Here is a 26,774-nt window from a genome sequence, read left to right on the forward strand (position 1 = left end):
TTGTTTTGTCTTGCCGGGCGCGCCCGGGTTTTGTGATGCTCGCGCAGGAAGAGGGATGAAACGACGGTCGGCCTCCAGGAGAAGTGATAGATGGAAACAGTTTCCCGACCTGTGGATAGCAGAGTAAAGCTGTCGCAACGCTACTTTAACCCGCTGACATTGGCGGTCTACGACTTGGCGCTGTTTGGTTTCATCGATAAGTACGCCTGGGGCTGTCCAACCGAGCGGGTATTGCGCCATTATCGCGATCATCTCAGCGCCAATCATCTGGAAGTCGGCGTTGGCTCGGGCTACTTGCTGGATCATTCGACTTTCCCTTCCAAGGAACCAAGGCTGGCGCTGATGGATCTGAGTGAAAGCTGTCTCCAGAAGACGTCACGTCGGCTCACCCGTTATCACCCACAATGCTATCGTCGCAACATACTGCAACCTGTCGAGATTGGCGCGCCGGGTTTTGATTCTATCGCGGTGAACTATGTCATGCATTGCGTGCCGGGGAACTTCGAACGCAAAGGCGAGGCGTTCGGGCATTTGAGTCACTTGTTGAATGATGACGGCGTCCTGTTCGGCTCCACGGTGCTGAGCGTTGGGGTAGAGAAAGATATGTTCACCCGGCTCTGTATGAGCAGCCTCAACAAAGCTGGCGTTTTCTGCAACGAAGAGGATTGCGCAACGGCGCTTCATGACGTTTTACGACGCTACTTTAATCACGTCGAAATGGAAATAGTCGGTTGTGTGGCGCTGTTCGCCTGCCGCGACCGCAAACGTGAGGCTGAATAATTCCAATGTCCGCGCCGCTGAAAGGGTTTCTGCTGACCCGCCAATGGGATGACCTTGTCCCTGAGCAGGAAAGGGCGCGGGGCGGACTCACCAAATCCTTGGCGTTGCAATTCTGGATGCTGACGGATCGGGGGCCGGTGCGACTGATCGTCAGCGATCAATATGCGGTGTTTTTTCTGGAAAGTTCGGCGATGCCTGTGGCGCGTCGTATTCTGACCAACCTGCTCGGCGATAGCAGTGGCGAGCGCCCTCCCTGGTATGAAAAAGAGCTTGAACTGAAGGATTTTGGCGGGCAGCCGGTGCACGGGGTGTATCTGCGCGAGCAACGCAACCTTTATCGCGTGCGCGATATGCTGATGCAGGCGGGCCTCGCGCCCATGGAGGCGGATATTCATCCTACAGACCGTTTCCTGATGGAGCGTTTTGTGACCGGCTCCATGGTCGTTCACGGCGAGGCGGTGGAAAAGGATGGCGTGCTGGAGTTCCACAATCCACGCATAAAGCCCGCGCCTTATGCGCCTTATTTCAAGGTATTGTCACTGGATATTGAAACGTCCATGGATGGGGCGCAGTTATATTCCATCGGTTTGGCGGCGACATCTTACGGCGCGGATGTCGGCGCTGGCGCCATGCAGCATCGTGTGTTCATGGTGGGTGAGAATGCGGAAGACAGCCCGGATTACCTGGTTTACTGCGCTGACGAATCGGAAGTGTTTCGGCGCTTTGTGGAGTGGTTTGACGGTTTTGATCCCGACATTCTGATTGGTTGGAATGTCATCAACTTCGATCTGCGCTTTCTGCAAAAGAAGGCTGACGAACTGAACTTCCCTTTCCATCCTGGACGCGGCGGCGCAGCGATGGACTGGCGCCAGTCGCGCAGCGACGACCAGCATTTCACTTTATGCATTCCTGGCCGTGTGGTGCTGGATGGCATTGATACGCTCAAATCCGCCACTTATAACTTCGAAAGCTTTTCTCTGGAATATGTCGCCCAGCACTTGTTGGGACGAGGCAAATTGATTCATGACCCGGATAACCGGGGCGATGAAATCACCCATTTGTTTCTTCACGATAAGCCCAGATTGGCGGCGTATAACCTGGAAGATTGTCAGTTGGTGTGGGAGATTTTTCAGCACGCGCTGTTGATTGAGTTCGCCGTAGAGCGGGCGCAACTGACTGGGTTGGCGTTGGACCGTTTCGGCGGCTCGGTGGCGTCTTTCGATAACCGCTACTTGCCGCGTTTGCATCGCGCAGGCTATGTAGCGCCGATGCTGCCGCAGAATCCTGTCGGCGTGGGCAGCCCCGGCGGTTATGTGATGGATTCGATTCCGGGACTGTACCGCAACGTGCTGGTGTTGGACTTTAAAAGCCTGTATCCCAGCATCATCCGCACCTTCAAAATTGATCCGCTGGCGCGTATCAGGGGGATTGAAATCGAACGCGGACAGGATGTTCTGCGTGAAGATCTGTGGGATCAACAGGAAACCGTGAAGGTTGACCGTAAACGGTTGGTTCCCGGCTTTAATGGCGCGGTTTTTTCAAAAGATCACAATATATTGCCGGATATTATCGGTGAGCTGTGGGCGGCCCGGGATGAAGCGAAACGCCACAAAAACGCGGCGATGTCGCAGGCGATAAAAATTCTGATGAATTCATTTTATGGCGTGCTCGGCACGCCGGGTTGCCGGTTCTTCGATCATCGCTTGCCCAGCTCCATCACATTACGCGGACACCGGATTCTGTACCGCACCAAGGAGCTGATTGAGCAGCAGGGGCATCAGGTCATCTATGGCGATACTGACTCAGTGTTTGTCTGGTTGAAAGAGCATAAGCAAAGCGCGGCGGCGGAAATTGATAGCGTTGGAAAGCAACTGGCTGCGACGCTGAATCAGTGGTGGCGGGACTATCTGATGCAGGAATACGGCATCGAGAGTTTTCTTGAAATACAGTTTGAGACGCACTTTTTGCGCTTTGTCATGCCGACCATTCGCGGCTCCGAAAAGGGCAGCAAGAAGCGCTATGCCGGCTTGGCCGCCAGAGGAGAGGGCGAGCCGGAAATGGTGTTCAAGGGGCTGGAAACGGTGCGCACCGATTGGACGCCTCTGGCGCGCACTTTCCAGAAAGAGCTTTATCGTCGCATCTTTCATAATGAGCCCTACGAGGATTACGTGCGCGATCTGGTGAGCGATATTCGCGCAGGCAAAAAAGACGACCTGCTCTACTACCGTAAGCGTTTGCGTCGTCGGCTTGATGAGTATCAGCGCAATGTTCCGCCTCATGTACAGGCGGCGCGCACGGCGGACCGGATTCGTGAAGAGCAGGGGCTGCCGCCTCGTTATCAGCGCGGCGGATGGATTGAATACGTGGTGACGGTGAATGGGCCGGAGCCTCTGGAGTATCGACGTTCCGCGCTGGATTATGACCTCTACGTAGAGCGACAGATCGAGCCAATCGCCGACGGCATTCTTCGCTTCATGAACGCGTCCTTTCAGGATATCTCCGGCGGGCAAATCGGCTTGTTCTGAGGCTGGTTCCTAGTCAATGGGAATCAAGTCTGCGCCCTTCCACTTCAACCGCTTTCTCTCATACTGCGTTTCGCTGACTTGAACTTGCAAACTGAGGGTTTGAGTCGCGGGGTCGAGAGTTAGCTCCGGCAGGTTGCCCAGCCTCATGAAGCGCTTGGCGTTTTGGGAGTACAGCCAATAATCCAGAAACACGTGTTTTGCGCCCGCAGAGGTGGTGATGGCCAGGTCGGGAAAACCGTCGAAGTTGATATCGTCAAAAGCGATATGGCCGATGTCGCCAGCGAAGAATACCGTGTCGGGCGCTATCTCCAGACGTTGCTCCTGACCGTTGATGGAGACCGCTACGGCTTGCAGCAATACCTGATCATCCGCAAGCGTCGTCAGTACCGGTGAAGCTTTCACTTGAAGAGTCGTAGACGTATGTTCACAGGTTGGAATGCGGCCGACGCCAAACAAACAAGCGTCCCCGTCTTTCGATATGGATTGAAGCGGCGAGACGCCGCATGACGTGATGATGGGAAATAGAAGAAGCGCAACGCGTCGCATAAAAAGTCCTTCTCGTCGAGATAAGAGTCAGACGCCCTGGGCGCCTGATATCACATAGAGGAGTCGTACTCACATTAATGACTCCCCGTTTCCCGGGCGCATTTATGCTAAGCGCGAGACGCCGCAACGGCAATTCGTCTGTAAGGGCTAAGGCGTTTGGCGTTCAATCAACTATTCAACCACCACAAGTTCTAATCCGCGCCATTGGTAGGCTTTTCTATCGTATTGCGCGGCGTTGAGACGGACTTCAGTTGTGACTGTTTGCGTTTCTGGATGGAGTTTGAGCACAGGGAAGTTTCCAACCTTCACATAACGCTTCTGGTCCTCCGAGTAGACCCAATAATCCAGATAAAGATTGGCGGCCCCTAAGCTGGTGGTGACGGCGATATCTGCATGGTTATCAAAGTTGATATCTTCGAACGATATATACCCTCTGTCACCCGGCAATAGTAATGCATCCGGCGATACGCTCAGAGTTTGCCGGCGCTTGCCCCGAGAGATGTTGATAGCAGAGATATGAAGCTCATCGTCATTACTGAGATGGGTTGTCAGCGTTGCGGATATCTCATTGCCGCCATCTTCAAAGTGACAGGTATCTATCTGCTCAGACTCAAATGCGCAAATCACTGGCGAGGCGTTCTGCTGTGGCTGATTTTGAGCCTGCGAACAGGCGGCCAGGAAAATGGTTAGTAGTATGTACGGGTTTCGCATAAGTTGACTCTAAGGCAAGAGAAAGAATTTGGCGCGATCAAGATAGTCTCGCCTGTCCTGTAAACCAGTGTAACCACCGTTTACACGATAAGTAACGCCACGGAGATCATCTTTATCAGCTTTGGTGTTTAAGCGTCGCTTATTCCAAAACCAGAGACTTACATCCAATGCATAGGCGGGAGTTAACGCCACCAATACCTCATTTCCCTTTTTCATGAGGTCAATTCTGGAATACTCGGCATACTCTGAGTAATTGCTGCGACCAGTTAGCTGAATTAATCCTCGCCCTTTGAATCGAACGCCATCGCCTGATTGTGTATTTCCGAGAGCTAGATTGCCCTCGTAATTGGCTCCACTGGCTAGTTCCTCTGTGTATCTAAAAGACAGACTTTCATGGCCGACTTGGGCAAGAAAGTGCGCAATGCGAAGCGGTGAATTTATCTGGTATCGGGAAAGGTTATTTTGGAGCAAGGGAAAATACTTATTAATTACTGATGATTTCCCGTGCGCCATGATTGCTGCCAAAGCGTATTCGCTTAATCCTTTCGTGACGCCCTGCTTTAGAGTTTTAAGTGTTTTCCCCTTGGGGTCGACTTTTCCGTCAGGCTTGGATATTTGTACCGAGGATTTTTGAAGTAGCGTTATGGCCTGTATGGTTTTTGGGCCTATCTGTCCATCTACAGTTAATTTCGACTCTAAGAGAAAAGAGCCAGATGTATAAAGATTTAATGCTGCTTGAATGACTTTTACGTCTGTTTTTGAATTGGTCCCGTGCAGGCCCACACTGCTCTTTATGCACATTGAATAACCTCCTTGTATGCGTAAGCGAATAGAAATCAAATTCTAAGAGGAATAGCTAAAACGGGTCACTCGGGTATAAGGTCTAATCTACATTGTCAGTAAGGCTTTAAGGTCATCATTGATGTGCTCACTCCCAACGCGCCAGCGATCACTCTACCTACCTCCAACAACCATCCATCACCTCCTTGTATCCCTACGATTTGCAGTCCCACTGGCAGGCGACCAGGGAGGGTGAGGGGGATGTTGAGTTGGGGGACGCCCAGGGCGTTCCAGACTTTGATCAGATCGGATGTGCCTGTGGTAAGAAGGCCTTCCGGGGCGGAGTGGGGCGTGCTGAGGGTGATGATGGCGTCGTAGTCGGCCATGAATTGAGGGTAGGCGTTTGCGGCGGCGTTGATTGTGGTTTTGGCCGCGAGTTCTTCGACGAAGGTCAGGCGTAAGCCGTTCTCGATCATTTCCAAGGTGGAGGCGCTGAGCTGGCTGCGGCGGCTGGCGTACTCATAAGCCAGAGCGCGGCTGCCCTCTCTGTCGTTCACAATCTTATGGCTCTCCGCCAACTGCCTCAGACCGAATGGCGTGGAAGTGTTCTCAATGTGATGTCCCTGGGAGCGTAGAGTCAACAGGCTGGTGAGGAAAGACTCCTTGACTGACGTCTCCACTGTAGGCCAAAACTCGTCGATGACGCAGGCCAGCCGGAGAGGGCGGGTGACGGGAGACGTCTGCAGTGATATGTAGGGTTCCAGCAGGACTTCCGCGAGTAACCGCAAGTCATTCATGCTGCGTCCATACCAGCCGACGGTGTCAAAGCTGGGCGCCAGAGGTTTCACGCCTTCCAGAGAGACAATGCCGCGAGTCGGTTTAAACGCGAACAGGCCGCAATAGGAGGCGGGCTTGAGCAAGGAGCCCGCCGTTTGCGAGCCCAACGCCACCGGGAAGAATCCCGCCGCCAATCCTGCAGCTGAGCCGGCGCTGGAACTGCCTGGCGTGTGATCCATTGCATGTGGGTTACGGGTTGGTCCGGTATGCATGAAGGCGAATTCAGTGGTTTCCGTTTTCCCCATGACGATAGCGCCTTCTTGCCGAAGTCGCGCCACCACGGAGCAGTCTCGCGAGGGGCGGTGATTTCGATAGATAGGAGAGAAATATTCTGTGGCAAAGTCGACGGTGTCGAAGATGTCTTTTACGCCGATGGGGAGTCCGCTCAGTTTTCCTTTGCTTGGGCGGGAGTCTATCGCTTGAGCCTGCTGCAACAGCTTTTGAGGATCGAATGCTGCGAAGGCGCGTATGTCTGGTTCATAGCGATTAATCTGAGTGATCAATGCTTCACACATTTCTTCCACCTTGCACTCGCCGTTCTGAATGGATTTCACCCATTGTGCCCCGTCGTCGGTTAAAGGTAGGGACACAGTCTTTCTCCGTATGATTAAGGACCTCAGCGGAGTTACTCTATTGATTAATTTTTGGAATTTAAAACAATAAATTTTTAGCCTATTATCAAATTTTATTGATCAATTCGTTTATCCGAAACTGTCTATCCGTGTAGCTACAGAGGCCCAATCGACGATGTTGAGAGAGCTTAAAACCTTTCTGGAAGTCACCAGGTGCGGGACGTTCGCCGCCGCAGGCGATCGTATTGGCTTGACCCAGTCTGCGGTTAGCGCGCAGATGCAACGCCTGGAAGAGGCGCTGGGCTACCCGTTGTTTGAACGTGCGGGGCGGTCGGCGCAACTGACGGCGGAGGGCAGGGCGGCGATTGGGCGAGCGGAGCAGATTTTGGACCTGTTCGGCGGTATGTGCGAGGGGACTGAGTCGCGGCCTATACGGGGGGAAGTGCGGCTTGGCGCGGTTTCCACGGCTCAAGCCGGATTGTTGCCGGTAACGATGTCCCATCTGCGTCGAGCGGGAAGCGAGATATCGCTACGAATTATTCCCGGCTCATCGCTGCAGCTGCTGGCGCTGGTCGATAGCGGCGAAATCGACGCTGCAATATTAGTGGAACCGCCTTTTGCACTGCCTCGTGAGTTGAACTGGTCGCCCCTGGCGAATGAGCGTTACGCGTTGATTGCCCCCCATGACGCACATGAAAGCGACTGGCGCGCGCTAATAACGGCCCATCGTTTTATCCGCTATGACCGCAGCGCATTCGGCGGTCGTCTGGTGGAGCGTTTTCTGCGTCGACATCGTCTGCATGTGAATGATTGCGCAGAGATGGATGAACTCACGGGGATCGTCAAAATGGTGGAGGAAGGATTGGGCGTCGCCTTGTTGCCGATCTCGCCGGGATTGGATGTCAGCCAAGTGCGTGTTTTTGAATTAAAGGGTGATGTTTTTTATCGGCGTATTGGCGTGATTGAACGCTCAGAGCCGCGCTCCGCCGTATTCAGCCTGTTCTCTCGCGCTCTTGGCGAAGCCGCTCATGAGTTATACATTGCAACGAGTAGTCTGGGATGAGGCGTAAGAAGACAGTATAAAAGGAAGTTTTCCATTACCGTCTCTTCCACCGCGCTGGAATAGGATGCTTCACGTTCAGCGACAAACAGGCTCGGTTGTCACTGCGTTCTTCCGCATGTTATGTTCAGCGCCATTTGTCGTCGTCGGATATACTGGCGCTTTTTCTGCGTGAGCCTATGCTAATAACGCGTACGGAAAAGGATGTGCTTAAAACCGACGCGTGGTCACTGCATCGAAAGGAGATAGTCAGATGCGGCTTCAAGCATTCATTGCTTTCCTCATGGTAAGTGTTTCGGTGGCGGCGGCTGAGAGTTCTCCTGAGACGACCTCCTCGTCTGAGCAGCCGTCCGCGCGGGGAAAATCTGCGCCGACGCCCGATTCCGGATTCATTCCTCCCGCAGAGCAGGGAGTCATCTCGCATCAAGACATGGCGTATGTGAGTAACGGCCATGCGCAACAGAAGTTGGACCTGTACCTCCCCTCCGCCGGTAAAAATATCCCTCTGATTATCTGGATTCACGGGGGCGGTTGGATGAATGGCGATAAGGTCAAAGGCGTTCCCATTGACTACGTAGACGAAGGATACGCGGTAGCCAGCCTCAACTATCGCCTTAGCAATGTGGCCAAGTTTCCCGCGCAATTGGAAGATGTCAAAGCGGCAGTGCGCTGGTTGCGCGCCAACGCCAAACAATATGACATCGATCCTGATCGCATTGGCGCATGGGGCGCTTCCGCCGGCGGTCATCTTGCCGCTTTACTGGGAACGACGGGAGATGTGGAGGACTTTGACGTCGGCGAGAACCTGAACGTATCTAGCCGGGTGCAGGCAGTGGTGGATTATTTCGGCCCTACGGATTTCCTGCAGATGGATGAGCACCGCCTTCCCGCCAGTGAGTCTCATGATAAGGCCGACTCTCCCGAATCCCGTTTGATCGGCGGCGCGATTCAGGACAACAAGGATAAAGTCAAGCGGACCAATCCGATCACTTACGTCAGTGAAGGCGACGCACCATTCCTGATTGTGCATGGCGATGCTGATCCCATCGTTCCCCATCATCAAAGCCAATTGTTAGAGACGGCTTTGAAAGAAGCGGAAGTGCCGGTGTCTTTTTACACGGTTAAAGGCGGGCAACATGGACGCTTTAATGACCTTAAAGTGGTGGAGTTGACCAAGGCGTTCTTCACTAAACATCTGAAACCGGTTGGCTACTGGGCGCTTAATTGATGTCGGGCGGAGCGGCGGCGGAATGAAGACTGTTTACTGCGCGATTTCCTTTCATGGTTTCGGACATCTGGCGCAAGCAGCGCCCGTACTGAACCGCCTGATGAGTGCGCGCCCGGATATCGAACTGGTCATCCAAAGCGAAGCGCCGCTGTCGATCCTGCAAACCTGGTTGCAGTGTCCGTTTCGGCATGTAATACGCCAAACGGACTTGGGTATGCCGATGTTCAATGCGTTGAAGGTGAACGTCCAGGCGACCTATGAGGCCTACCTGAACGAATATGAGCGCCGGGCGGACATATTGGCCGCAGAAGCGGCGCACCTGAGCGGGCGCCAACCTGATCTGGTGCTGACCAATATCAGTTATCGGCTATCCGCCGCCGCAGGCAGGCTACAGATACCGTCACTACACTTTTGCTCTTTGAACTGGGCGGATATTTTTCTGTCCTATTGCGGAGATAAACCGAATAGTCGTGAGATCTACGACTGGTTGTGCGAATCCTACAATCAAGCCCAGGCGTTTTTGCGAGTGAATCCGGGGATGCTGATGACGGGCATGGCCCATGTGAAGTCAATCGGGCCGATATCGCGATCCGGTCGCCGATGCGATTTGCGTGAGGCGTTGCAGCGTCCGGACGCAGACAGATTTGTGTTGGTGTCTATGGGCGGGATGCCTTACGCCATCCCCTTTCACGACTGGCCGGTCACTCCAGGGCTGGTTTGGTTGACAGGGGAGCCGGTAAACGGCCGGGATGACTTTATCTGCTACAAAGACTTCCCAATACCACATATCGATCTTCTCGCCAGCTGCGACGCCGTCGTCACCAAACCCGGCTATGGCACGCTGGCGGAGGCGGCGGTGAATCAAACGCCGGTGTTGTATCTGCCCAGACGAGACTGGCCGGAAGAACCTTCGCAGATTGAGTGGCTGCAGCAGCATGTCCCATGTCAGGAAATTGATGAGAGGCGCCTGTTCAGTGGCGCGATTGTCGATGAGTTGAATCAGATCTGCGCCGCGCCGCCCATGAAGCCTCCAGCTTTGACAGGAATTGACGAGGCTGTCACGGAGATCCTCGCCTTATTGGCTTGAGGGCTAAAAAAAGTAAAACGTAGAACGTAAAAAGGGACGCTAGCGCCCCTTTTTAGTCTGCAACAGTTTTATGCTGCGCGTTTAAGCTCGGCTTCAGTAGTTGAACACTTCGCCCAGCGCGTCGCCAGGGCCGGGTTGAAACAACTGCCCGGCCGCAGGGCTATATGCGTAGAAGCGATGGCGCAAGGTTTGTACCTGTGCGTAATGCGACGCCGGGTGCGTGATGCTGTATCGGTATGAGCCGTCACTGTTGGCGGCTTCCTGCGCACCGTTTTGCAGGACTCCGTCCGCTTTCAACATTGGCGCCCAGAAGTAGCCTGAACCGCCGTTTTTCTCCACAAACAACTGCACGCGCTCCATTCTGCTAGGGAGCGTGATGGAATAGGTGACGCTGCCATCTGCGTTCTTTGTAATGCCTTGCGGCTGCGGATCTGGTCCGGGCGCGTCGCCGCCCACTTTCACGTTGACCTGCGCTCCGCCCACAAACTGATGGTCGGCGTTCGCCAGTTTCACGGCGATGGTGTGCTCGCCATCGGACAACCCGGAGATGGCGATAGTAGACGCGTCATAGCGCTCGCCCTGGTCGACGCCATCCACGAACCAATGCAAATGACGGCCATCAACGTTCATTTCCCAGTTGCGCAGGGTGAAAGTCAGGTCGAAGTCGCGCTGCACTTGGCTGCCCTGCGTCGGTGAAACGATCGATGCCGATGGTGTTTTCACGGCAGGTCCCCCATCTGCGACAGGATCAACAAACGGGAATCGGGTATATGCGATCAGGTCTTCGCGCTCAGAGGGCGACATGGCTGAGAAGGCGTCCCGTGAGGCGGCGGCTTCGCCTCCGTGCCACATAATCGCCTCTTCGATAGAGGTGGCGCGGCCATCGTGAAGATAACGGGCGTTGCCGTTAACTTCCGCGAAGTGCCCGATCGCCCATAGCGGCGGCGTTCTCCACTCATAACCGGTTGCGGCGTATTCGGGGCGCTTGTCTGCGAGTTCTGGTCCCATGTCGTGCAACAGGAAATCGGAGAAGGGTTGGATAACCTGATTGCGAAGCGAGACCACTTCAAAGTCCGGCGAGGTGGTCATAGTGGGAATATGGCAGCCGCTACAGTTGGCTTCCTTGAACAGCTCTTTGCCTCGTAGCTTGCTGGCTTGTGACGCCTCATCGGCGAAAAACTCCAGATTGGGCGGCACGGCGAGATGGCGTACGTAGGACTCGATCTTATGCAAATCCTCCATGGAAAACTCTGCGCCGTTTCCGAAGATAGGGTTGGTGACGCCCATGTCTTCATGAGCCGCCTTGGCGGTCTGTTGCAGTACGGTGGGTTGTCCGGCCTTCCAGCCATATTTGCCCAGACGCATGCTTTGCGATTGCCTGTCCCACACATAGTTGGCTTTGCCGGAAATGCCGTCGCCGTTGGCGTCATCGGGATCAGCGAAAGCTAATAGGGTGGCGTCGGAGATAGCGTCGATCAGCCCCATACCAGTCAGTTGCGGCGCAATGCGCGGTGAGAACAGAATGTCGCCGCTATTGATGGGGGAGTCCAGCGTCCAGTCGTAAATTGGCTTGCGCAGAGTGTAGGTTCCTCCGCCAATGTGGTTGCGGGTGATGCTTTGGTAAGTCACGCTGGCCTGTCCTTCGCCAGATCCGCCATTCACGCTTTTGTCCTGTAACTGCGACCCGTAAGTGGGGTGCGGCGCAGGGCCGCCGTGAGCATCCGTTCCCGCGACGCTGAGCGCCAGCAGCATGGATTGCATAGGTTGTCCCGGCTCCGGCGGAGTTCCGCGGCCGTCATTGGTATGGCAGGCGAAGCAGGAGCTGTTGTTGAACTGCGGTCCCAGCTGATTCGCCAGCGTCACCGGCGTACGCGCACGTTGTGGAAAGTCGATGAATTGCTTGGGGGAAGGCTGATCGCCGATACAATCGTATTTTGTTTGGGGCGCATGCAGTGCGATATCCGGGTTGCTCTCGCCGAAGTCAGTGTCGAATAAGGTTTTACCCGCCAGGAAGTCTTTCATTTCCTGACCGCCAATATTGACTACATGCTGTGCGAACAGGAACTGCTTATCCTGAATAATGTTGGGTGTGGTGTCGCCGCCAGGCGAGAAGTAAGGGTGTTGACGCTCCTGAGATAGACGTCCCTCGCCAATGCGGATGCGGAAAATGTCGTTGTAGTATTGCTGATCGGTGCTGGCGCGCTTGAACGTCCACTCCAGATCAATCAGTTGGCCCTCTTTGACGTCGTTAATGACATAGCGCCAGGTGTTGGCGTTGACCTGCTCCATGTCGCCGCCTTTATCGAATTCCGCGCGATAGCAGACATCCTGCTTGTTTAGCGGGTCAGGCACGCCGATATGGTCGCTCCAACGAATGTCGCCGTTATCGGTAGGATCGTCGGTCACGACAGTCATTTCCAGACGATCGCCCCAGTCTTTGAAGGTGGCGATGTAACTGGTGCCGCTGGTGTAGCCGGCGACATAGTGATCAAAGCGGCCTTCGCCCTCATGCCGGTCGCGAAAACGGCCGCCGAAGGTAAAGGTAAGCGGGTAGGCGGGCTTTGAGAAACCTTCGCCGACTTTGTATTTGAACCAGCCGCTATCCACCGGCAGTTCTGCGAACTGGGCGTCCAGCACCTGGGTGTAGTAGTACTCAATGCGGTCGCCGTCGTTTAATCCGGAAATCTGGGCCTCAAAATCGGTCTGCGAAGCTGTTTCCGTCAGCTCTTCAACCTGTATTTGCGAGCCATTGATGCGGTAGTTGATATATACCCGTTCCGTGGGGGAGCGCAGGTTGAGGGCTTGAGGAGAGTGGAAGCGCAGCATGGCTGAGCCGCCATTCATCTGTAGTGTTTGAGTGAACTCGCGAGGGTCGCCGGGATCAGCGGCGTAGGCGGTTCCTGAAAGCAGTAGTAGAGTCGTCAGCAGCTTGTCCATGATGGAGTCTTTAGTTTTCATAGGCGGTCTCTTTATGAAAGCGTTACCATTTTTGTCTTAAGGAAGCGCATACATCTAAAGCTATCCCTGTTTGGTATTGGCCAGTTCAGGCTTATACAACGCTCAGGTGCTGAGATGAATCGGTAATCCGGACTAGCATTTTCCTTCATGCCAGACGCAAGCGTTGACGGAACTGGCGATGTTTGTTCCTTTTAATATTTATTTTCAAATAGTTATCTCCATGTTGCCTCCTTGTTAATCCGTTATTAACTCTTGTCTCAAGCGTCCTGATTTTTATGAATTTTGTGAAAGCGTTTTCATTGTGGCGTTAAGTATAGTCGTTATTACGAGACACGAGACACGAGACACGAGACACGAGACAAATTGAAAGCAGACCAGGATATCGATTATTTATTATGATAATCATTTATTTTTATAGATATAAAATTCACGTTCTGAAAACTGAAATTTCTCCATGAGAAATCAAGAGATAAAAATATAATTGTTTTATATCAATGAGTTAAAAAATATTTTCAGATGGTTTTGGAAAGTTGGCATTTAGGCTGCAATACATCTGGCAAGTAAACAAACAATGTTTTAGAACACTGCGATACAGCCTGACGACTAGAACAAGCAGCAGTGAAATTCAGTAAAGCCGAATGTATTGTCGGCGGGAGTAAAGAAATGGCGAGTAAAACACTATTCAACACCCAGCGCGGAAATATGGCGCCTGCGGCGGATACCTTTAATCAGGCCGGCGGCCTGGCTTATAAATATTCCGCAGAGCATGCGCTGGCGCAGTATGCGGTGACCGGATGTTTCACCAGTACATTTTATGCTTCCGCTGAAGATCAGTTGGGAAAAGTCCTGGAATTCGCGGCTCAAGTGGAGCCTGAGTTTATCGCAAAACTGGCGGTGTTCGCTCGGGAGCGCGGCTTCATGAAAGATATGCCGGCGCTATTGACTGCGATACTGACTGTGAGGGCGCCGGAGCTGGTTCCGGCTGTGTTTAAGCGGGTCATTGATAACGGACGCATGGTGAGAAACTTTGTGCAGATCATGCGTTCCGGCGTAGTGGGGCGTAAATCCCTGGGAACCATGCCCAAGCGGCTGGTGAAAGAGTGGATCAACGCTCGTGGCGAGTCCTCTTTGTTCATGGATTCAGTCGGCGCGTCGCCTTCGATGAAGGATGTCATCAAGATGGTGCGTCCAAAGCCGGAAAGCCTGATGCGGCAGGCTCTGTACGGTTATCTGATCGATAAGGAATACGATGCGGAGAAGCTGCCGCAGGTAGTGCGGGATTATGAAGCCTTCAAGGCGGACCAGTCTCAGCCGTTGCCGAAAGTGGAATTTCGGTTGCTGACGGCGCTGAACCTGACGCAGGCGCATTGGGCGGGCATCGCCCGTAATGCCGGATGGCAGATGACGCGGATGAACTTGAACACCTTTGCGCGGCAGGGGGTGTTCAATGAAAAAGGAATGGATCGTGTGATCGCTGATCGTCTGCGTGATGAGAACGCCATTCGCAAGGCCAAGGCGTTCCCGTACCAGTTGATGGCCGCTTACACCATGGCGGGCGAAGGTGTGCCTAAAATGGTGACGGAGGCCTTACAGGATGCGATGGAAATCGCGCTGCAGAATGTGCCGGCGCTGGAAGGGCGGGTTGTCGTGCTGCCGGATACCAGCGGGTCTATGACTCAGTCGGTGTCAGGTTATCGTCCCGGCGCCTCCAGTAAGGTGCGGTGTATCGATGTCGCCGCTTTGGTGGCTGCGGCTATCCTGGCGAAAAACAAGGATGCGGAGATTCTCCCGTTTGCGACCTCTGTGCATCAGGTGCGTTTGAATCCCCGGGATTCGGTGATGACCAACGCGACCAAGCTGGCGCAACTGGGCGGCGGTGGAACCAACTGCTCCGCGCCCTTGGTGGAGCTGAACCGGCGTAAAGCGGTAGTGGATACGGTGGTCTTCGTTAGCGATAACGAGTCATGGATCGACACGAACGGCCGTTATGCGGGTTACAACTCAGGGACGGCGGTAATGCAGGAATGGCTGAAACTAAAGCAGCGTAACCCCAGCGCAAAAATGGTGTGTATCGATGTTGTGCCCAACGCGTACACCCAGGCGATGGAGCGCGATGACATCCTGAACGTGGGAGGATTCTCCGATCAGGTATTCACCGTGATGAAGTCCTTTTTGAGCGATAACCCACAGACCTGGGTGCGCACCATCAGGGAAATCGAACTGTAGCCAGGGATCTTGGTGGAGAAAAAGGCCGCCTGCGGGCGGCCTGTTTCGAAGGCTTAGATTTTGATATCGGCGAATGCCAGTATGACTACATTAACCATTTGGTCCCGGGTTCGAGTCCCGGCGGTCTACGACCGTAGCTCAGCTGGTAGAGCAGATGACCTGTCATACGCCCTTATTGTCGCCGTGTTTTTTAAGGCCAAATGCCGGTCAGGATTACATCCAAAAACATCCTGACCACAACTTGTTGGCCGCCCAATGTTGATTTTGGCGAATGCCAGTGGGATTACATCGCTGTTAACGACCAGGTTGCGGGTTCGAGTCCCGTTCGCGCTGAAGTCTTGCGCGGTAGCTCAATTGGATTAGAGCAGGAAAATATCTCACATACATTTGTCGCTGAAGGGAAGGGCTCGTGAGAGCGCTTCCTCATGACAAGAACGTTATGGGAAAGCGCTTTGCTGTTAATAATCAGGAGTTTTTAAAGTTAAACCGGCGAATGCCTGTGTGACTACACCACTTTTAATGGCCAGGTCGCGGGTTCGAGTCCCGCCCACGCTTAAAATGGCGTGGTAGCTCAGTTGGGAGAGCAGGACTGTCACACATACTCTTGTCGCCGAAGGGAAAGGCTTGCAAGAGCGTTTCCCCATAACGATGAAATTATGGGAAAGCGCTTTTGCGTTTGATGCAAAGGTTCTTAGGTTAAATCGGCGAATGCCCGTATGACTACATCGGGGCTGCGAATTTCCGGGTTCGAATCCCGGCGACTGGTCACAGTTGAGGCCCATTGGAAAGGCGCGCGGTATATGCGTCATACAAACTTTTGTCGCCGACTTTTTAGGCCAAATACTTTGCTGGGCTACATACTTCACGCCTTGCGCTGCGCTTGTTGGCTTCTTTTCGCTCTTTTTAGCGAATGCGTATAAGACTACATACTGAAACCATGCTGCGTCTTATGCATTTTTGTCGCTGAAGGGAAGCGCTCACAAGAGCGTTTCTCCATAACGCCAGAGCTGAGGAATATCCTGGGTCTTAGCTTTGGGCGTATATGGAAAAACGTTTTGGTTTACGCTGACGAATGTCCGTATGACTACATTGATTCGTGAGGTCCCGGGTTCGAGTCCTGGCAGTCTTTGATGACTGTAGCTCGGTTGGTAGAGCTCGCGAGATTGTCATGCAAATCTTTGTCGTCGGCTTTCTTCTCCCATTTCGATCTCCTCTGCTTAGTTTCACTGTCTCTAATACTGTAAATTATCAGCCTGAAACTTATTCGATATCAGAGTGTGTAGATGAAGACGATTATTGTGGCGCTAATGTGCCTCTTGCTGGGATTTGGCGTGGGGTATCTTATGCAATGGAGCGAGTTCGCCGGGCGGCTTGAAGACGCCGTTCGTCGTGAGATGGTCTTGCTAATGCGTTTTCCCGTTCCGCCTTGCGACAAAGTGATGGCGAAAAGCGATATGCGGGTCAGTGAAGCCCAAGGCGGGGATCAATCCCTCTGGTTTTATGAGAAGAGTAGCGATAGGTTGCGAAGAGTGGTTGTCTCCCCTGATCTCGTTGTCGGCTATGAAGAAATGTCGTTAGGTTGTAAGCAGCGTTGATCGAAGCTCGGCATAAAACGGGGGCTGAGCGCAGAGTCACTTAGCCATGGAACTAAGGGCGGTTAATCTCAACGATATGCCAGGTGACGTCGGTATAAGTGACCTTGGTGTCCGCTATCGCTGCAACAGGGGCGTTGATGCTGTCTTTCAGATAGTCAGCGATGATGAGCTGGGTGTTGGCCAGCGTTTCCTCCAGCGTGCCTCCCACGCCGCAAACCAGAAGTCCGGGGATTGAAGAGAAATAGTCCGCTTTCTCACTTTGCTTGACTGCGACCCGGAAAACTAACTTGGTCATAGCACTCTCGGTTCTTGTAATAATGTTGAGTCATGGTATCCGATGGCGGCGGGTTTCTCCGATAATTATTTCGCGCTTATTTGTGAAACTTTGTTAAATAAAAGCCTCGAAAATGGACTTTTCCTGCGCGTTGGTTGCTAAATCGCCAACTTTTCTGGCATTGACTAAAAACGCCCCATTTACGAGGCGTTTAACGTCATAAAATCTCGGCTAAAGTTCGCATCTTAATAGAGATTCCTCTCCTTTGGCTTGTCGCTCAGATATTGCACAAACTCCCACTCAATACCGTTTGGATCAAAGTAGTAAGCTCTGCGGCGGAAGGGATGGGCTTCTGTCTCGTAGCCGTCGTAACCGCGTTGCTGTAAACGGTGCGTCACTCCATCAAGATCCTCCACCACCATGCCTATATGGTTGATGCCGTCGTGGATGTAACGGGTGCTGATCTCGCTTAGATGGTCGTCGCATTGCTGTAGCGCGAAGTAGAAGCTGTCATTGCCCACATGCGCCCATTTTCCGCTTTGATTCATCAGGCTTCCTTCGCCCCGTAATGCAAAATCAGGGAAAGCGGTTTGCAGAAACTCCATGGACTTTTCGATGGATTCAACAGTGATGTTTGCGTGCTCCAGATACATGGTTCGTCCTCCATTGTCGCCCCGTCCAGGGCTGGGATTTTTGTTAGGTTTATATAGTAAAGCGAATGCTTTCCAAAATAGATTATTCCCGTTGTCGTCTTTAGTAAAGCTATCGCTTTACTAAATTTTTCCTATCGACGTATACTGAGGCGCTATCCACATAATTTTAATGGTGAGGCTTCTTTGACGACGCAGGAAGACAGCGGCGAGCGCATTCTGTACTTGATTAAATCCCGAGGGCCGGCCAGCGCTCCTGAGTTGGGCGCATTGTTGGGCATGACCACTATGGGCGCGCGGCAACATATAGCGAAACTGGAGCAGGAAGGGCTGTTATATAGCGTGGAGGAAAGGAAAGCGCGGGGTCGCCCAGTGGCGAAATGGCGACTGACGGAGAAGGCGCAGAGCCGGTTTCCCGACAGTCACGCCAACCTGACTGTGGATTTGATCGCATCCACTCGCGAGGTGTTTGGCGAGAAGGGATTGGAGAAGCTTATCGAAGCTCGCAACGCCAAGCAGCTGCAGAGTTATCTCACTGCGCTGTCGGTATACCCGGATATGGCTCAGCGCGTCGCTGCACTGGCGGAGCTACGTAGTGCGGAAGGCTACATGGCGAATGCTTTTTTTGAGCAGGACGAGGGTGTTTGGTATCTGGTGGAAAACCATTGTCCTGTTTGTGTTGCGGCGCAGCATTGCCAGGGACTTTGCCGCGCTGAACTGCAAAATTTTCAGCGTTGTTTTGAGGGGCTTGCAATGGTGGAGCGCACGGAACATTTACTGAAAGGCGCGCGTCGCTGCTGTTATCGGTTTACGGGGAAATCTCGATAATGAGCGGGCGCGCCTGAGGCGGATCGGGATTACAGAGATCCAGCCGCGTCTTTCTCAATGGCCTCCGCCAGCTCATTCAAGAACGCACTGCGCACTTTCAGCTTGGTGTTCTTGTGCGCTTTCAGGTTCAGCGAAGCCAGCTTTTGGGCCTCTTCCATCGCTCGCGCCATCAGCTCCGACTCGTCTACCACGATGTCCAGGAAGCCGGCTTCTTTGGCCTGTTGGGGAGCAAACATTTCCGCGTTGATGACGCAGCGGTTGAGGAATACCGGCGCCAGACGCGCACGGGCGATGGCGATGCCGGCATGGTGCATGGTCATGCCGATGGCCACTTCATTCAGGCCTATTTTGTAAGGGCCTTCGACGCCGATGCGCAGGTCCGCGGACAGCAACAGGAAGGCGCCTTTAGCGATGGCGTGACCAGGGCTGGCGACAATAACGGGCATGGGGAAGGAAAGCAGGCGGTGGGACAAGGTGGACCCTTGCTTCACCAGAGCCATCGCTGACTCCATGCTTTGCGTCATGACCTTCAGGTCATAGCCGCCGGAGAGCATGCCTGGAGTTCCCGTTATCACTACCACGGCTTTGTTCTGCTCCGCCGCGTCCAGGGCGGTGTTGAATTCATCAATCAATTGCGGGGAAATGGCGTTGACTTTGCCGTTGTTCAGGGTGATGACGGCAACATTGTCCTTGAGTTCATAACTCAATAATTCGCTCATCGTGGACTCCTTAACTGTGTGTGTTGGCTGTGTTGTTATATGACTTATCAGGCGGCGTATTATGGCACATAAACCTTTTCAGAGAGGCGGTTGAATAGGCCGGGAATGCGATTCATGCGCGCTAACTTATTGTCCAGCCGAGACTATTGGGATAGTCCGCTAAGGGTTGACATTATAAAGTGTGAGCCTCTTCACATTAATTAAACGTGAGGGATAATGGCCCTCGGTAATTACCTATCTAAAGCTCGGACTAACCCCTTCCGCATAGACTCAATCTGACTACTATAGACGGATCGCGCCTAGGAGGAGTTGTATAGGGCGAAAATGATAGCCGGTCAAAAACAGGCCTATCAGATAAAAATAAATCTCCTATATGGACTGGAGGAATAAATGCTAACGAAGAAGACAAGCCTATCCATGGCTTTGAGCTCTCTTACTCTTGCTCTCGCCACCGCCGCTCATTCGGCGCCCCCTTCACGCAGCGATCTCTTGAATGAATTCTGGAGCCCAGACCGCCTGCACCCACTGGAATGCCGTTTTGGCGTTTTAAATAACTCCCCATGGGGACTGCCTCGTTGTATGCAGGCTAACAACGTCATGTCGCACCTGCAAATGCTGAACGACATCGCTGGCGCTAACGACGGCACTCGCGCTGCTGGCTTGCCGGGTTACGACGCTTCCGTCGACTACATCAAATCCACGCTGGAAAGCGCGGGCTACAATGTGACGCTGGCGCCGTTCCCGTTCAACGCGTTTTATCCGCAGGGTCCAGGAACTCTGGAATCCACTGCGCCGGACACCACTTCATATGAGTGGGAAGTTGACTTCACTTATCTGTCGCAAACCGACGCAGGCGATGTAACTGGCCCTGTGGCTGCGGTTGATCTGGCGTTGGGTCCGGATAACGCCTCCACCAGCGGCTGTGAGGCGGAAGACTTCACTGGCTTCCCAGCAGGCTCTATCGCGTTGATTCAGCGCGGCTCCTGTACTTTCCAGATCAAGGCGGAAAATGCAGCAGCGGCTGGCGCAATCGGCGTCATCATCTTCAACCAGGGCAACACTGACGACCGTAAAGGTCTGATGAACGCCACATTGGGCGATGATTACACCGGCGGCATTCCTGTCGTGTTCGCGACCTACGACAACGGCGCCGCATGGGCCAGCGCCGAAGGGCTGCAGATGCACGTAGTAACTGACGTGGTGAGAAAGCAAACTGAAACCGTTAATGTGATTGCTGAGTCCAGAAGAGGCAATCCAGACAACGTGGTCATGGTTGGTGCGCACCTTGATTCCGTCTATGAAGGCGCTGGCGTCAACGATAACGGCTCCGGCAGCGCTGCGCTTCTGGAATTGGCGTTGCAAACGCGTCGCGCGCATCCCCGCAACAAGATTCGTTTCGCATGGTGGGGTGCGGAAGAATCAGGTCTGGTCGGCTCCACTCACTATGTGCAGAACCTGCCGGAAGATGAGCTGAAGAAAATCAAGGTCTACTTGAACTTTGATATGATCGCTTCTCCGAACTTCGCCTATATGATTTATGACGGCGACGGTTCTGACTTCGGTCTGGAAGGCCCTCCCGGTTCCAAAGCCACTGAAAAACTGTTCGAAGACTACTACAAGCTGCGTGCGCTGCCTTATGAAGGCACTGAGATCAGCTTCCGTTCCGACTATGCGCAGTTCTTCACTGACGGCGTAGCCTTCGGCGGTCTGTTCACTGGCGCGGAAGTTGCGAAGACAGAAGAGCAGGCTGAGAAATACGGCGGCGACGCCGGCGTAGCTCTGGACCCCTGCTACCATCAGGCTTGCGATGACATCAACAACATCGCGCAGGACGCACTGGAAATTAATATCGACGCTGTGGCGTTCGTAACCAGCTGGCTGTCTCTGTCCACCAAAGTCATCGATGATGAAATCGAGGCTGCGGCGAAGAAAGACGAAGGTGTTGCAGCGATGCGCGCATTCAGCGCGAGCTCCAGCGCTTCCTCTTATGACATTACTCACTGGGGTAAACACTGGATCAAATAATCCACTGATCCTTGGTTGATAAACCCATAGCGCTTAGCCCGGCCGACTCGTTCGGTTCCGGGCTTTTTTGCGGCTGTAATCCGGCTCTTTGCATGGCGGATATGGACAGGAATACGAATCTGGTTTATTTATTCACTCGGCGGACAAGCAGCTTCTTTCTATTTGTCTGAACGGACGCGCTCTTATATGTCCGCGCCGTTTATTCACGGCGCGCCGCCATAATCACATTCTTCGTTTTCGGCGCCATTGTGCTTTAGGACCATGCGAAAAGAGAAAATTCACCAACTGATCATCGCTAAATTGCAGGACGACTTGGCTGTCGCCCAGCAGGCGGCCAATACCGCTCACGCAACCGCTACTCATGAAGAAAGCGTGGCGGAAAATAAATACGACACTTTTGGTCTGGAAGCGTCTTATCTGGCGGAGGGGCAATCCCGACGCGTAAGGGAGTTCGAAGCGGCGTTGGCCTCTTACCAGAATACCCCGCCCAAACACTTCACTGATCAAGACGAAGTCGCTGTTTTCGCGTTAGTCACACTGGAAGCGGAAGATGGCTCAGAACGTCGTTTGTTTGTGGGCCCTGAAGCGGCTGGATTTAAATTCTTGCTGGATGAACAAGAAGTGTTGGTCATTACGCGGCGCTCTCCCATTGGTATGAAACTGATGGGGAAAATGGTGGGCGATGTTGTTGCCCTTGTCGCTGGAAATGGGGAGAAAGAGTTTGAGATTGTCGAGATAGAGTAGCTGGATTTTACGGGAAGCCTGGATCAGACTTCCCGTGCAGCCTTTCCTAATCAGGCGGCGATATCCGCCATGCTGACATGATTCAACTGCATCCATGCCTGAATATTTTCGTTGGCGCCGATTAAGTCCGTAAAGTCGTGAGCGATTGCTTCCTTCAAATCCGCCACAATCGCTTTGCGCACAGGCGGGGCAGAGGGGTGATTATTGCGAAAGGCCTCATCCAAATTAATGCGGCAGATGGCGCGGTTGAATTCATAGTATCTCCAGCCTTCTTCCTTATTGCCGCCGCGAATGTCGATGGCGCAGGTCAGCTCTTTTAAAGCGTCCTCCCACTCGGGAGTTACTTTGTCCTTGAGCGCGAATCCCAGTTGTCCATGGTTCATATGGAAGCGACCGTCGGGGTCGGCTTTGACCAGGGCGCGAAACACAGGAATGGTCTTTTCCATAAGCTGCTTGTTATTACGCCAGCTTTCTCCACGCACTTTCCAGGTCTGGTAAAAAATCTTCGCCTTGGCCTCCGGAGAGGCGGCCGCAATGGCCTCGTCCAGTTCCGGCTGTGGCGCGGGAGGCAATTCAAAACTTGGACTCAACTGGCGATCCACCAAATTCTGCGCCTCAGCGTCCATCTTGGTTTGTTTTTTAATTTCCTCAATATCGCGATTCGCCCGCTCCATGCGTTCAGATAACGTCCCCAGAGCGGTTTGGTCCGCCTGCCGGAAGGCGCCGGCAAGGAACAGGCGTGTCCATAGATAACCGAACAAAAAACCGATAATGGAAAAATACAGTAGCACCGAGAGCGCGAATATAGAGGCGTCGCGTCCGCCGCCGACGCCTTCCGCAATATAGCCGGTGACGACGCGCAGGTGTGAAGGCATGGCGGTCAATTGAGTCAGACCGACGCCAACCAGCATCTTGGTCAGCCAGTCGGAAATTTGCTCCAGGTTGGTGTTGGCGAGGTAGCCTGCTCCCTGACTGTCCGCCGCTCCTGCTTCCTGCTGCAACGTTCGGGGGATGCCGAAGATAAAGCCCAATACGCCGCCCAGCAGCAGGAAGGCACCGGCTACCATCAGGCCGACGCTGGCTACCGCTGTTTTTTGCGAGATCGCCGAAAACTGCAGCGCGTAGAGTCCTATCGCCGCCGCGCCGGCGAACATGGCGGTGCGTAGTGTGCGCAAGGCTTTGTTGCTGTCCGAAGTCTGCTCCCTTTCAGTGCGTTCCATGGTGTTGATCCTACCTAAAAGCTTCCTGTAATAGTCTTTGTATCCGAACATATTTGCGCTCCCTTTATACCTCAGCGGCGGGACAATTGCAGTGATGAAATTGGCTGTACGCTGGGCGCCAAAACGATGATGGAATTGCTTTTATCGATGGCTGTATTGATCCTTGCCAAGAATACGAAACACAACGACCTGTCCCGTCTTGTGTGGAAAGAGGGAGGCTTGCATCTGTTTGATAACTATGGCGTTATGAGATCATCAATAAAACCGCAAGGAGAAAAACTGATATGCGCAGCCACGAGGTGGACTACAAGATCATAGGCCACGATATGCAAATGGTGGAAGTGGAGCTGGACCCAGGTGAAACCGTCATTGCGGAAGCTGGGGCCATGAACTATATGACCGGCGGCATAGAGTTCGAAACCAAGATGGGCGATGGCTCGGACCCTGAGCAGGGCTTCTTTTCCAAGTTGTTCAGCGCTGGCAAGCGCATGATGACTGGGGAGTCGCTGTTCATGACTCACTTCACCAACAGCGGCCACGGCAAGCAGCAGGTTTCATTCGCGGCGCCATATCCCGGCAGCATTATACCGGTGGATCTGGCCAATCAGGGTGGAACCATTATCTGTCAGAAGGACTCTTTTCTGGCGGCGGCCATGGGAACCCGCATCAGCGTAGAGTTTAATCGCCGACTGGGGAGCGGCTTTTTCGGCGGCGAAGGCTTTGTGCTACAGAAGCTGGAAGGGGATGGCATGGCTTTTATCCACGCCTGCGGAACGGTGGTGGAAAAGCGCCTCGATAACGAAACACTGCGCCTGGATACAGGCTGTCTGGTCGCGTTTACGCCTTCCATCAGCTATGAAATCGAGATGGTCAAAGGCATTCGTAGCATGTTTTTCGGCGGAGAAGGCATGTTTCTGGCGACCTTGCGGGGAACCGGGACCGTTTGGATTCAAAGTTTGCCTTTCTCACGGCTGGCGGATCGAATCTTGGCTCATGCGCCGAAACAAAATGGCGGCGTAGAAGTAGGAGAGGACTGAAACTGACGTTTTATCATGATAGAGTGTGACGTCGTAGGCGTTTAACGTCATCACGCGGGTGATCGTTTATCACATTAATGACGGTTGTCCGCTTGATGCGACGCTTGCTCAATTGGCGGCTCATGAAGCCCGGAATGCTTTCATTGAGCCGCCGCACGCCCGGACCCAGCATTGTTCGCGGCGTATGAGAGGGATGTCATGCGGTCGAATCTGTATTGCCTTGCAAGGCCTTGCCTCTCTTAATGTGAAACTCTCTCACATCTCCTGATACTAAAAACGAAAGCAACATTACAGGCGGCTATGGTATGGATATTTTGGCAACCAGAGTTTATGGGAAGGATGGAAGTCACACGGCCGACGAGAGCGCAAGCCGAAGCAATACGCGCAATGGTCAATCTGAAACAGCATCGCCACTACAACTGTCCGCGGAAATTTATGGCATCCTCACCGTTGCGCTGGCGCGACATTTAGGGCCGGTCTCAACACACCTGATTCGCAATGCCGCCTCGCATTCCCGCTCGCTGCCGGAAATGATAGATACGCTGTCATTGCATATTCCCAAAGGCGCGGAACGGGATACTTTTCTTGATCGCGCCCATAGAAACGACGTTATGACTCATCCTGGTCGCAGCATGGATTCCACCGCGCGCCAGAAAGCGGCCGCGCCTGCAGCGAACAGACTGAAGCCTAAGTATAAAAGTAGCGTTGGCACCGCCTTGAGCGAAGAAAAGCTGCAACGCCTGACACAGCTTCTCAGCCGTTATGTCGGGCCGCTGGCGGGCTGTATCGTGCGCAAATGCCGCGAAGAGTCACCGACGGAAATCAAGCTCTATCAGGCTATGGCGGAGTGCATTCCCGACGAACATGAGCGAACGCAGTTTTTAAACAAAGTCCGGCTGAGAAGCTACTGAAAAGCCTCGCATTACAGTGGGAAGAGCAAGAACGCGCTGCACTCATACAGAGTTGCGGCGCTTGGTTATATGTGGCGGTATAGGCGTTGTCCGCCGGTGCGGTGTAAGTGTCTCCCGTCATAACGAAATCGCTTGCGCCGGTCATGTGCAAGAGCCTTGTTTCAAGCTGGCGGAGTTATACATATCGTTCGGCCCTGACTGACTGTGAATTGAGCCGCTAATCTGCTTAAACCCCTCATCGCTCTCCAGCAACTCTGTCTGCGCCTTGATGGCGGCGTATTCATACATGACCTGCTGTATTGAGCTGATAAACGGGAGTGTTGTCAGCAATTTGCAAGGGTGGCCAATTATTCTCTATCCACGTTTATGAATACAGGGCTAGCATTAATACTAGCTGTCGAATCAAAAGGGTATTTGGTAACGTTGGTGACAAATTCACTCGAAACGCCCCATGTCTTTACGCGGATAACAAAGATTTAGTGGGCGTCGATCATCACAGCTTTAATTGTGCAATGGCCTGCGCAATAGAATTACAACGAGCCTAATATTCAGAGGTAACTGAACTTGAAAACAATAGAGCCCAGCAGTGAGCAAACTCAACGTTTTGTAGAATTAGCCCGGGAATATTGTCAATGGAGCGAAGCGAGGCCGGGCTCAGCAGAAGAAGAAATGGCGACAGCCGCCAGACTGCTGGCCAAGCTTTATGCGACGATTCTGGAGCTTCCTTTCGAACCGGCGGGTACGGACTTGGAGTTTGAAACCATGACCCACGATGCCTGGCAAAAAATCTACCAGAGATTCGGTTCCATGCCATTTACGCAGTATCGCGATATCGACGACCCATTCGACATGCAATCCGCTTCCGTCAATGCGGGAGACATCGCCGATGACTTGGCGGATATCTATCGCGATATGAAAGACGGCCTGTCCTTATGGGATCACAATCACACCAGAGAGGCGGTGTGCTATTGGGAAGAAAGCTTTCGTATTCACTGGGGGCAGCATGCCATCGACGCGTTAAAAGCGTTGCATTGGCGTCGTCATAATTGCTAAAAAAAAATTCCAAGTTTGCGACAGTATCTGTCGCTGCAGAAGGTAATATTACTCCTGCGACGGGATAGCGAGGGACGCTCTCACCAAGGACTCACAAATGGACTCACAAAAGGATTAGCCCGCTGACCCGGCTGGGTCGAAACGGACTTATAAACGGAATTGACGCAGAAGCGCTGTTAAACCCAGGCATGGAGGCCGCCTGTCGTCCTTCTATCTGACAGAAGACCTTGAAGGGATTTCCCTGTATAAGAAATTTATTTTTTCAGCAACATATCAATATGAGGAATGCCGTCCTCGTCATACTGCTCGGAAATAGTGACGAAGCCGAAGCTTTGATAAAACTTTTCCAAGTAAGCCTGCGCTTGAATCTTGATGTCGTGTTGCGGATACAGCTCCCGCGCCCAACTC

General features: G+C 53.2%; 23 protein-coding genes (1 of these 23 running past the window's edge). 13 read left to right on the forward strand and 10 right to left on the reverse strand.

The window, feature by feature from the left end:
• Window positions 1-90: 90 nt before the first annotated feature.
• Window positions 91-780 carry a class I SAM-dependent methyltransferase gene (locus HCH_RS07035; RefSeq protein ID WP_011395486.1) on the forward strand — a complete coding sequence of 230 codons (690 nt, stop codon included), beginning with the start codon at window positions 91-93 and terminating at the stop codon, window positions 778-780.
• A gap of 5 nt (window positions 781-785) precedes the next feature.
• Window positions 786-3,305 (forward strand): DNA polymerase II, encoded by a 2,520-nt coding sequence (locus tag HCH_RS07040; protein ID WP_011395487.1) that lies wholly within the window; start codon window positions 786-788, stop codon window positions 3,303-3,305.
• A 9-nt stretch (window positions 3,306-3,314) separates the two neighbouring features.
• Here the strand turns inward: HCH_RS07040 and HCH_RS07045 are convergent, their stop codons facing one another.
• The 4 genes from HCH_RS07045 to HCH_RS07060 all read right to left on the reverse strand — a co-directional run bounded on the left by HCH_RS07045 (window position 3,315) and on the right by HCH_RS07060 (window position 6,769).
• A complete protein-coding gene (locus HCH_RS07045; protein WP_011395488.1) occupies window positions 3,315-3,851 on the reverse strand; it encodes an XAC2610-related protein in 537 nt (178 codons plus the stop codon).
• A gap of 171 nt (window positions 3,852-4,022) precedes the next feature.
• Window positions 4,023-4,562, reverse strand: a complete 540-nt coding sequence (locus HCH_RS07050; RefSeq protein ID WP_011395489.1) for an XAC2610-related protein — start codon at window positions 4,560-4,562, stop codon at window positions 4,023-4,025.
• A 9-nt stretch (window positions 4,563-4,571) separates the two neighbouring features.
• Window positions 4,572-5,363 (reverse strand): glycoside hydrolase family 19 protein, encoded by a 792-nt coding sequence (locus HCH_RS07055; RefSeq protein WP_011395490.1) that lies wholly within the window; start codon window positions 5,361-5,363, stop codon window positions 4,572-4,574.
• A 95-nt stretch (window positions 5,364-5,458) separates the two neighbouring features.
• On the reverse strand, window positions 5,459-6,769 hold the full coding sequence (locus HCH_RS07060; protein WP_011395491.1) for an amidase: 1,311 nt from the start codon (window positions 6,767-6,769) through the stop codon (window positions 5,459-5,461).
• 157 nt (window positions 6,770-6,926) lie between these two features.
• Between HCH_RS07060 and HCH_RS07065 the strand changes: the two genes are divergently transcribed.
• From HCH_RS07065 to HCH_RS07075, 3 genes are all read left to right on the forward strand, one after another.
• Complete coding sequence (locus HCH_RS07065; RefSeq protein WP_011395492.1) at window positions 6,927-7,814, forward strand: LysR family transcriptional regulator; 888 nt, start codon at window positions 6,927-6,929, stop codon at window positions 7,812-7,814.
• Between the two features lie 250 nt (window positions 7,815-8,064).
• Complete coding sequence (locus tag HCH_RS07070; RefSeq protein ID WP_011395493.1) at window positions 8,065-9,039, forward strand: alpha/beta hydrolase; 975 nt, start codon at window positions 8,065-8,067, stop codon at window positions 9,037-9,039.
• Between the two features lie 22 nt (window positions 9,040-9,061).
• Complete coding sequence (locus HCH_RS07075) at window positions 9,062-10,126, forward strand: hypothetical protein (RefSeq protein ID WP_011395494.1); 1,065 nt, start codon at window positions 9,062-9,064, stop codon at window positions 10,124-10,126.
• A gap of 93 nt (window positions 10,127-10,219) precedes the next feature.
• Here the strand turns inward: HCH_RS07075 and HCH_RS32180 are convergent, their stop codons facing one another.
• Window positions 10,220-13,084: a di-heme oxidoredictase family protein gene (locus HCH_RS32180; RefSeq protein ID WP_011395495.1), complete on the reverse strand. Its 2,865-nt coding sequence runs from the start codon at window positions 13,082-13,084 to the stop codon at window positions 10,220-10,222.
• Between the two features lie 663 nt (window positions 13,085-13,747).
• Between HCH_RS32180 and HCH_RS07085 the strand changes: the two genes are divergently transcribed.
• Both HCH_RS07085 and HCH_RS07090 read left to right on the forward strand, forming a co-directional pair.
• Window positions 13,748-15,310: a vWA domain-containing protein gene (locus HCH_RS07085; protein ID WP_011395496.1), complete on the forward strand. Its 1,563-nt coding sequence runs from the start codon at window positions 13,748-13,750 to the stop codon at window positions 15,308-15,310.
• A 1,283-nt stretch (window positions 15,311-16,593) separates the two neighbouring features.
• Window positions 16,594-16,905, forward strand: coding sequence for a hypothetical protein (locus HCH_RS07090; protein WP_011395498.1), 312 nt, complete (start codon window positions 16,594-16,596; stop codon window positions 16,903-16,905).
• 52 nt (window positions 16,906-16,957) lie between these two features.
• On the opposite strand, the gene HCH_RS07095 is transcribed toward HCH_RS07090, so the two are convergent.
• Window positions 16,958-17,200 carry a hypothetical protein gene (locus HCH_RS07095; RefSeq protein WP_011395499.1) on the reverse strand — a complete coding sequence of 81 codons (243 nt, stop codon included), beginning with the start codon at window positions 17,198-17,200 and terminating at the stop codon, window positions 16,958-16,960.
• A 224-nt stretch (window positions 17,201-17,424) separates the two neighbouring features.
• Window positions 17,425-17,832, reverse strand: a complete 408-nt coding sequence (locus HCH_RS07100) for a VOC family protein (RefSeq protein WP_011395501.1) — start codon at window positions 17,830-17,832, stop codon at window positions 17,425-17,427.
• 183 nt (window positions 17,833-18,015) lie between these two features.
• On the opposite strand from HCH_RS07100, the gene HCH_RS07105 reads away from it, so the two are divergent.
• Complete coding sequence (locus HCH_RS07105) at window positions 18,016-18,657, forward strand: helix-turn-helix transcriptional regulator (protein ID WP_011395502.1); 642 nt, start codon at window positions 18,016-18,018, stop codon at window positions 18,655-18,657.
• 29 nt (window positions 18,658-18,686) lie between these two features.
• Here HCH_RS07105 and HCH_RS07110 read toward each other — a convergent pair whose 3' ends face one another.
• Complete coding sequence (locus HCH_RS07110) at window positions 18,687-19,376, reverse strand: crotonase/enoyl-CoA hydratase family protein (protein ID WP_011395503.1); 690 nt, start codon at window positions 19,374-19,376, stop codon at window positions 18,687-18,689.
• 390 nt (window positions 19,377-19,766) lie between these two features.
• Between HCH_RS07110 and HCH_RS07115 the strand changes: the two genes are divergently transcribed.
• Window positions 19,767-21,401 (forward strand): M28 family metallopeptidase, encoded by a 1,635-nt coding sequence (locus tag HCH_RS07115; RefSeq protein WP_011395504.1) that lies wholly within the window; start codon window positions 19,767-19,769, stop codon window positions 21,399-21,401.
• A 261-nt stretch (window positions 21,402-21,662) separates the two neighbouring features.
• The gene (locus HCH_RS07120) at window positions 21,663-22,145 is read left to right on the forward strand and encodes a GreA/GreB family elongation factor (protein WP_011395505.1); all 483 of its coding nucleotides are present in this window, start codon (window positions 21,663-21,665) and stop codon (window positions 22,143-22,145) included.
• 50 nt (window positions 22,146-22,195) lie between these two features.
• Here HCH_RS07120 and HCH_RS07125 read toward each other — a convergent pair whose 3' ends face one another.
• Window positions 22,196-23,365, reverse strand: coding sequence for a hypothetical protein (locus tag HCH_RS07125; protein ID WP_041598487.1), 1,170 nt, complete (start codon window positions 23,363-23,365; stop codon window positions 22,196-22,198).
• Window positions 23,366-23,649: 284 nt separating this feature from the next.
• On the opposite strand from HCH_RS07125, the gene HCH_RS07130 reads away from it, so the two are divergent.
• The 3 genes from HCH_RS07130 to HCH_RS07140 all read left to right on the forward strand — a co-directional run bounded on the left by HCH_RS07130 (window position 23,650) and on the right by HCH_RS07140 (window position 26,366).
• Window positions 23,650-24,402 carry a TIGR00266 family protein gene (locus HCH_RS07130; RefSeq protein ID WP_011395507.1) on the forward strand — a complete coding sequence of 251 codons (753 nt, stop codon included), beginning with the start codon at window positions 23,650-23,652 and terminating at the stop codon, window positions 24,400-24,402.
• Between the two features lie 305 nt (window positions 24,403-24,707).
• Window positions 24,708-25,313, forward strand: a complete 606-nt coding sequence (locus HCH_RS07135; RefSeq protein ID WP_011395508.1) for a hypothetical protein — start codon at window positions 24,708-24,710, stop codon at window positions 25,311-25,313.
• A gap of 564 nt (window positions 25,314-25,877) precedes the next feature.
• On the forward strand, window positions 25,878-26,366 hold the full coding sequence (locus HCH_RS07140) for a DUF5063 domain-containing protein (RefSeq protein WP_011395510.1): 489 nt from the start codon (window positions 25,878-25,880) through the stop codon (window positions 26,364-26,366).
• Between the two features lie 254 nt (window positions 26,367-26,620).
• Here the strand turns inward: HCH_RS07140 and HCH_RS07145 are convergent, their stop codons facing one another.
• A protein-coding gene (locus HCH_RS07145; RefSeq protein ID WP_041599312.1) for a GNAT family N-acetyltransferase crosses the window boundary here: on the reverse strand, window positions 26,621-26,774 show its 3' end. The gene runs 305 nt beyond the window's last position; 154 of the gene's 459 nt are visible here — the last part of the coding sequence; its start codon lies beyond the right edge, outside the window; its stop codon occupies window positions 26,621-26,623.

The sequence above is a fragment of the Hahella chejuensis KCTC 2396 genome (assembly GCF_000012985.1).
Lineage (GTDB): Bacteria > Pseudomonadota > Gammaproteobacteria > Pseudomonadales > Oleiphilaceae > Hahella > Hahella chejuensis.

Excerpts from the sequence above, each read along its gene's own strand:
- HCH_RS07135 (WP_011395508.1), top strand. The coding sequence starts at position 24,708 with ATGGATATTTTGGCAACCAGAGTTTATGGGAAGGATGGAAGTCACACG.
- HCH_RS07065 (WP_011395492.1), top strand. The coding sequence starts at position 6,927 with ATGTTGAGAGAGCTTAAAACCTTTCTGGAAGTCACCAGGTGCGGGACG.
- HCH_RS07045 (WP_011395488.1), bottom strand. The coding sequence starts at position 3,851 with ATGCGACGCGTTGCGCTTCTTCTATTTCCCATCATCACGTCATGCGGC.
- HCH_RS07075 (WP_011395494.1), top strand. The coding sequence starts at position 9,062 with ATGAAGACTGTTTACTGCGCGATTTCCTTTCATGGTTTCGGACATCTG.
- HCH_RS07120 (WP_011395505.1), top strand. The coding sequence starts at position 21,663 with ATGCGAAAAGAGAAAATTCACCAACTGATCATCGCTAAATTGCAGGAC.
- HCH_RS07095 (WP_011395499.1), bottom strand. The coding sequence starts at position 17,200 with ATGACCAAGTTAGTTTTCCGGGTCGCAGTCAAGCAAAGTGAGAAAGCG.
- HCH_RS07130 (WP_011395507.1), top strand. The coding sequence starts at position 23,650 with ATGCGCAGCCACGAGGTGGACTACAAGATCATAGGCCACGATATGCAA.
- HCH_RS07115 (WP_011395504.1), top strand. The coding sequence starts at position 19,767 with ATGCTAACGAAGAAGACAAGCCTATCCATGGCTTTGAGCTCTCTTACT.
- HCH_RS07040 (WP_011395487.1), top strand. The coding sequence starts at position 786 with ATGTCCGCGCCGCTGAAAGGGTTTCTGCTGACCCGCCAATGGGATGAC.
- HCH_RS07035 (WP_011395486.1), top strand. The coding sequence starts at position 91 with ATGGAAACAGTTTCCCGACCTGTGGATAGCAGAGTAAAGCTGTCGCAA.
- HCH_RS07050 (WP_011395489.1), bottom strand. The coding sequence starts at position 4,562 with ATGCGAAACCCGTACATACTACTAACCATTTTCCTGGCCGCCTGTTCG.
- HCH_RS07100 (WP_011395501.1), bottom strand. The coding sequence starts at position 17,832 with ATGTATCTGGAGCACGCAAACATCACTGTTGAATCCATCGAAAAGTCC.
- HCH_RS07090 (WP_011395498.1), top strand. The coding sequence starts at position 16,594 with ATGAAGACGATTATTGTGGCGCTAATGTGCCTCTTGCTGGGATTTGGC.
- HCH_RS07110 (WP_011395503.1), bottom strand. The coding sequence starts at position 19,376 with ATGAGCGAATTATTGAGTTATGAACTCAAGGACAATGTTGCCGTCATC.
- HCH_RS32180 (WP_011395495.1), bottom strand. The coding sequence starts at position 13,084 with ATGAAAACTAAAGACTCCATCATGGACAAGCTGCTGACGACTCTACTA.
- HCH_RS07125 (WP_041598487.1), bottom strand. The coding sequence starts at position 23,365 with ATGGAACGCACTGAAAGGGAGCAGACTTCGGACAGCAACAAAGCCTTG.
- HCH_RS07070 (WP_011395493.1), top strand. The coding sequence starts at position 8,065 with ATGCGGCTTCAAGCATTCATTGCTTTCCTCATGGTAAGTGTTTCGGTG.
- HCH_RS07085 (WP_011395496.1), top strand. The coding sequence starts at position 13,748 with ATGGCGAGTAAAACACTATTCAACACCCAGCGCGGAAATATGGCGCCT.
- HCH_RS07055 (WP_011395490.1), bottom strand. The coding sequence starts at position 5,363 with ATGTGCATAAAGAGCAGTGTGGGCCTGCACGGGACCAATTCAAAAACA.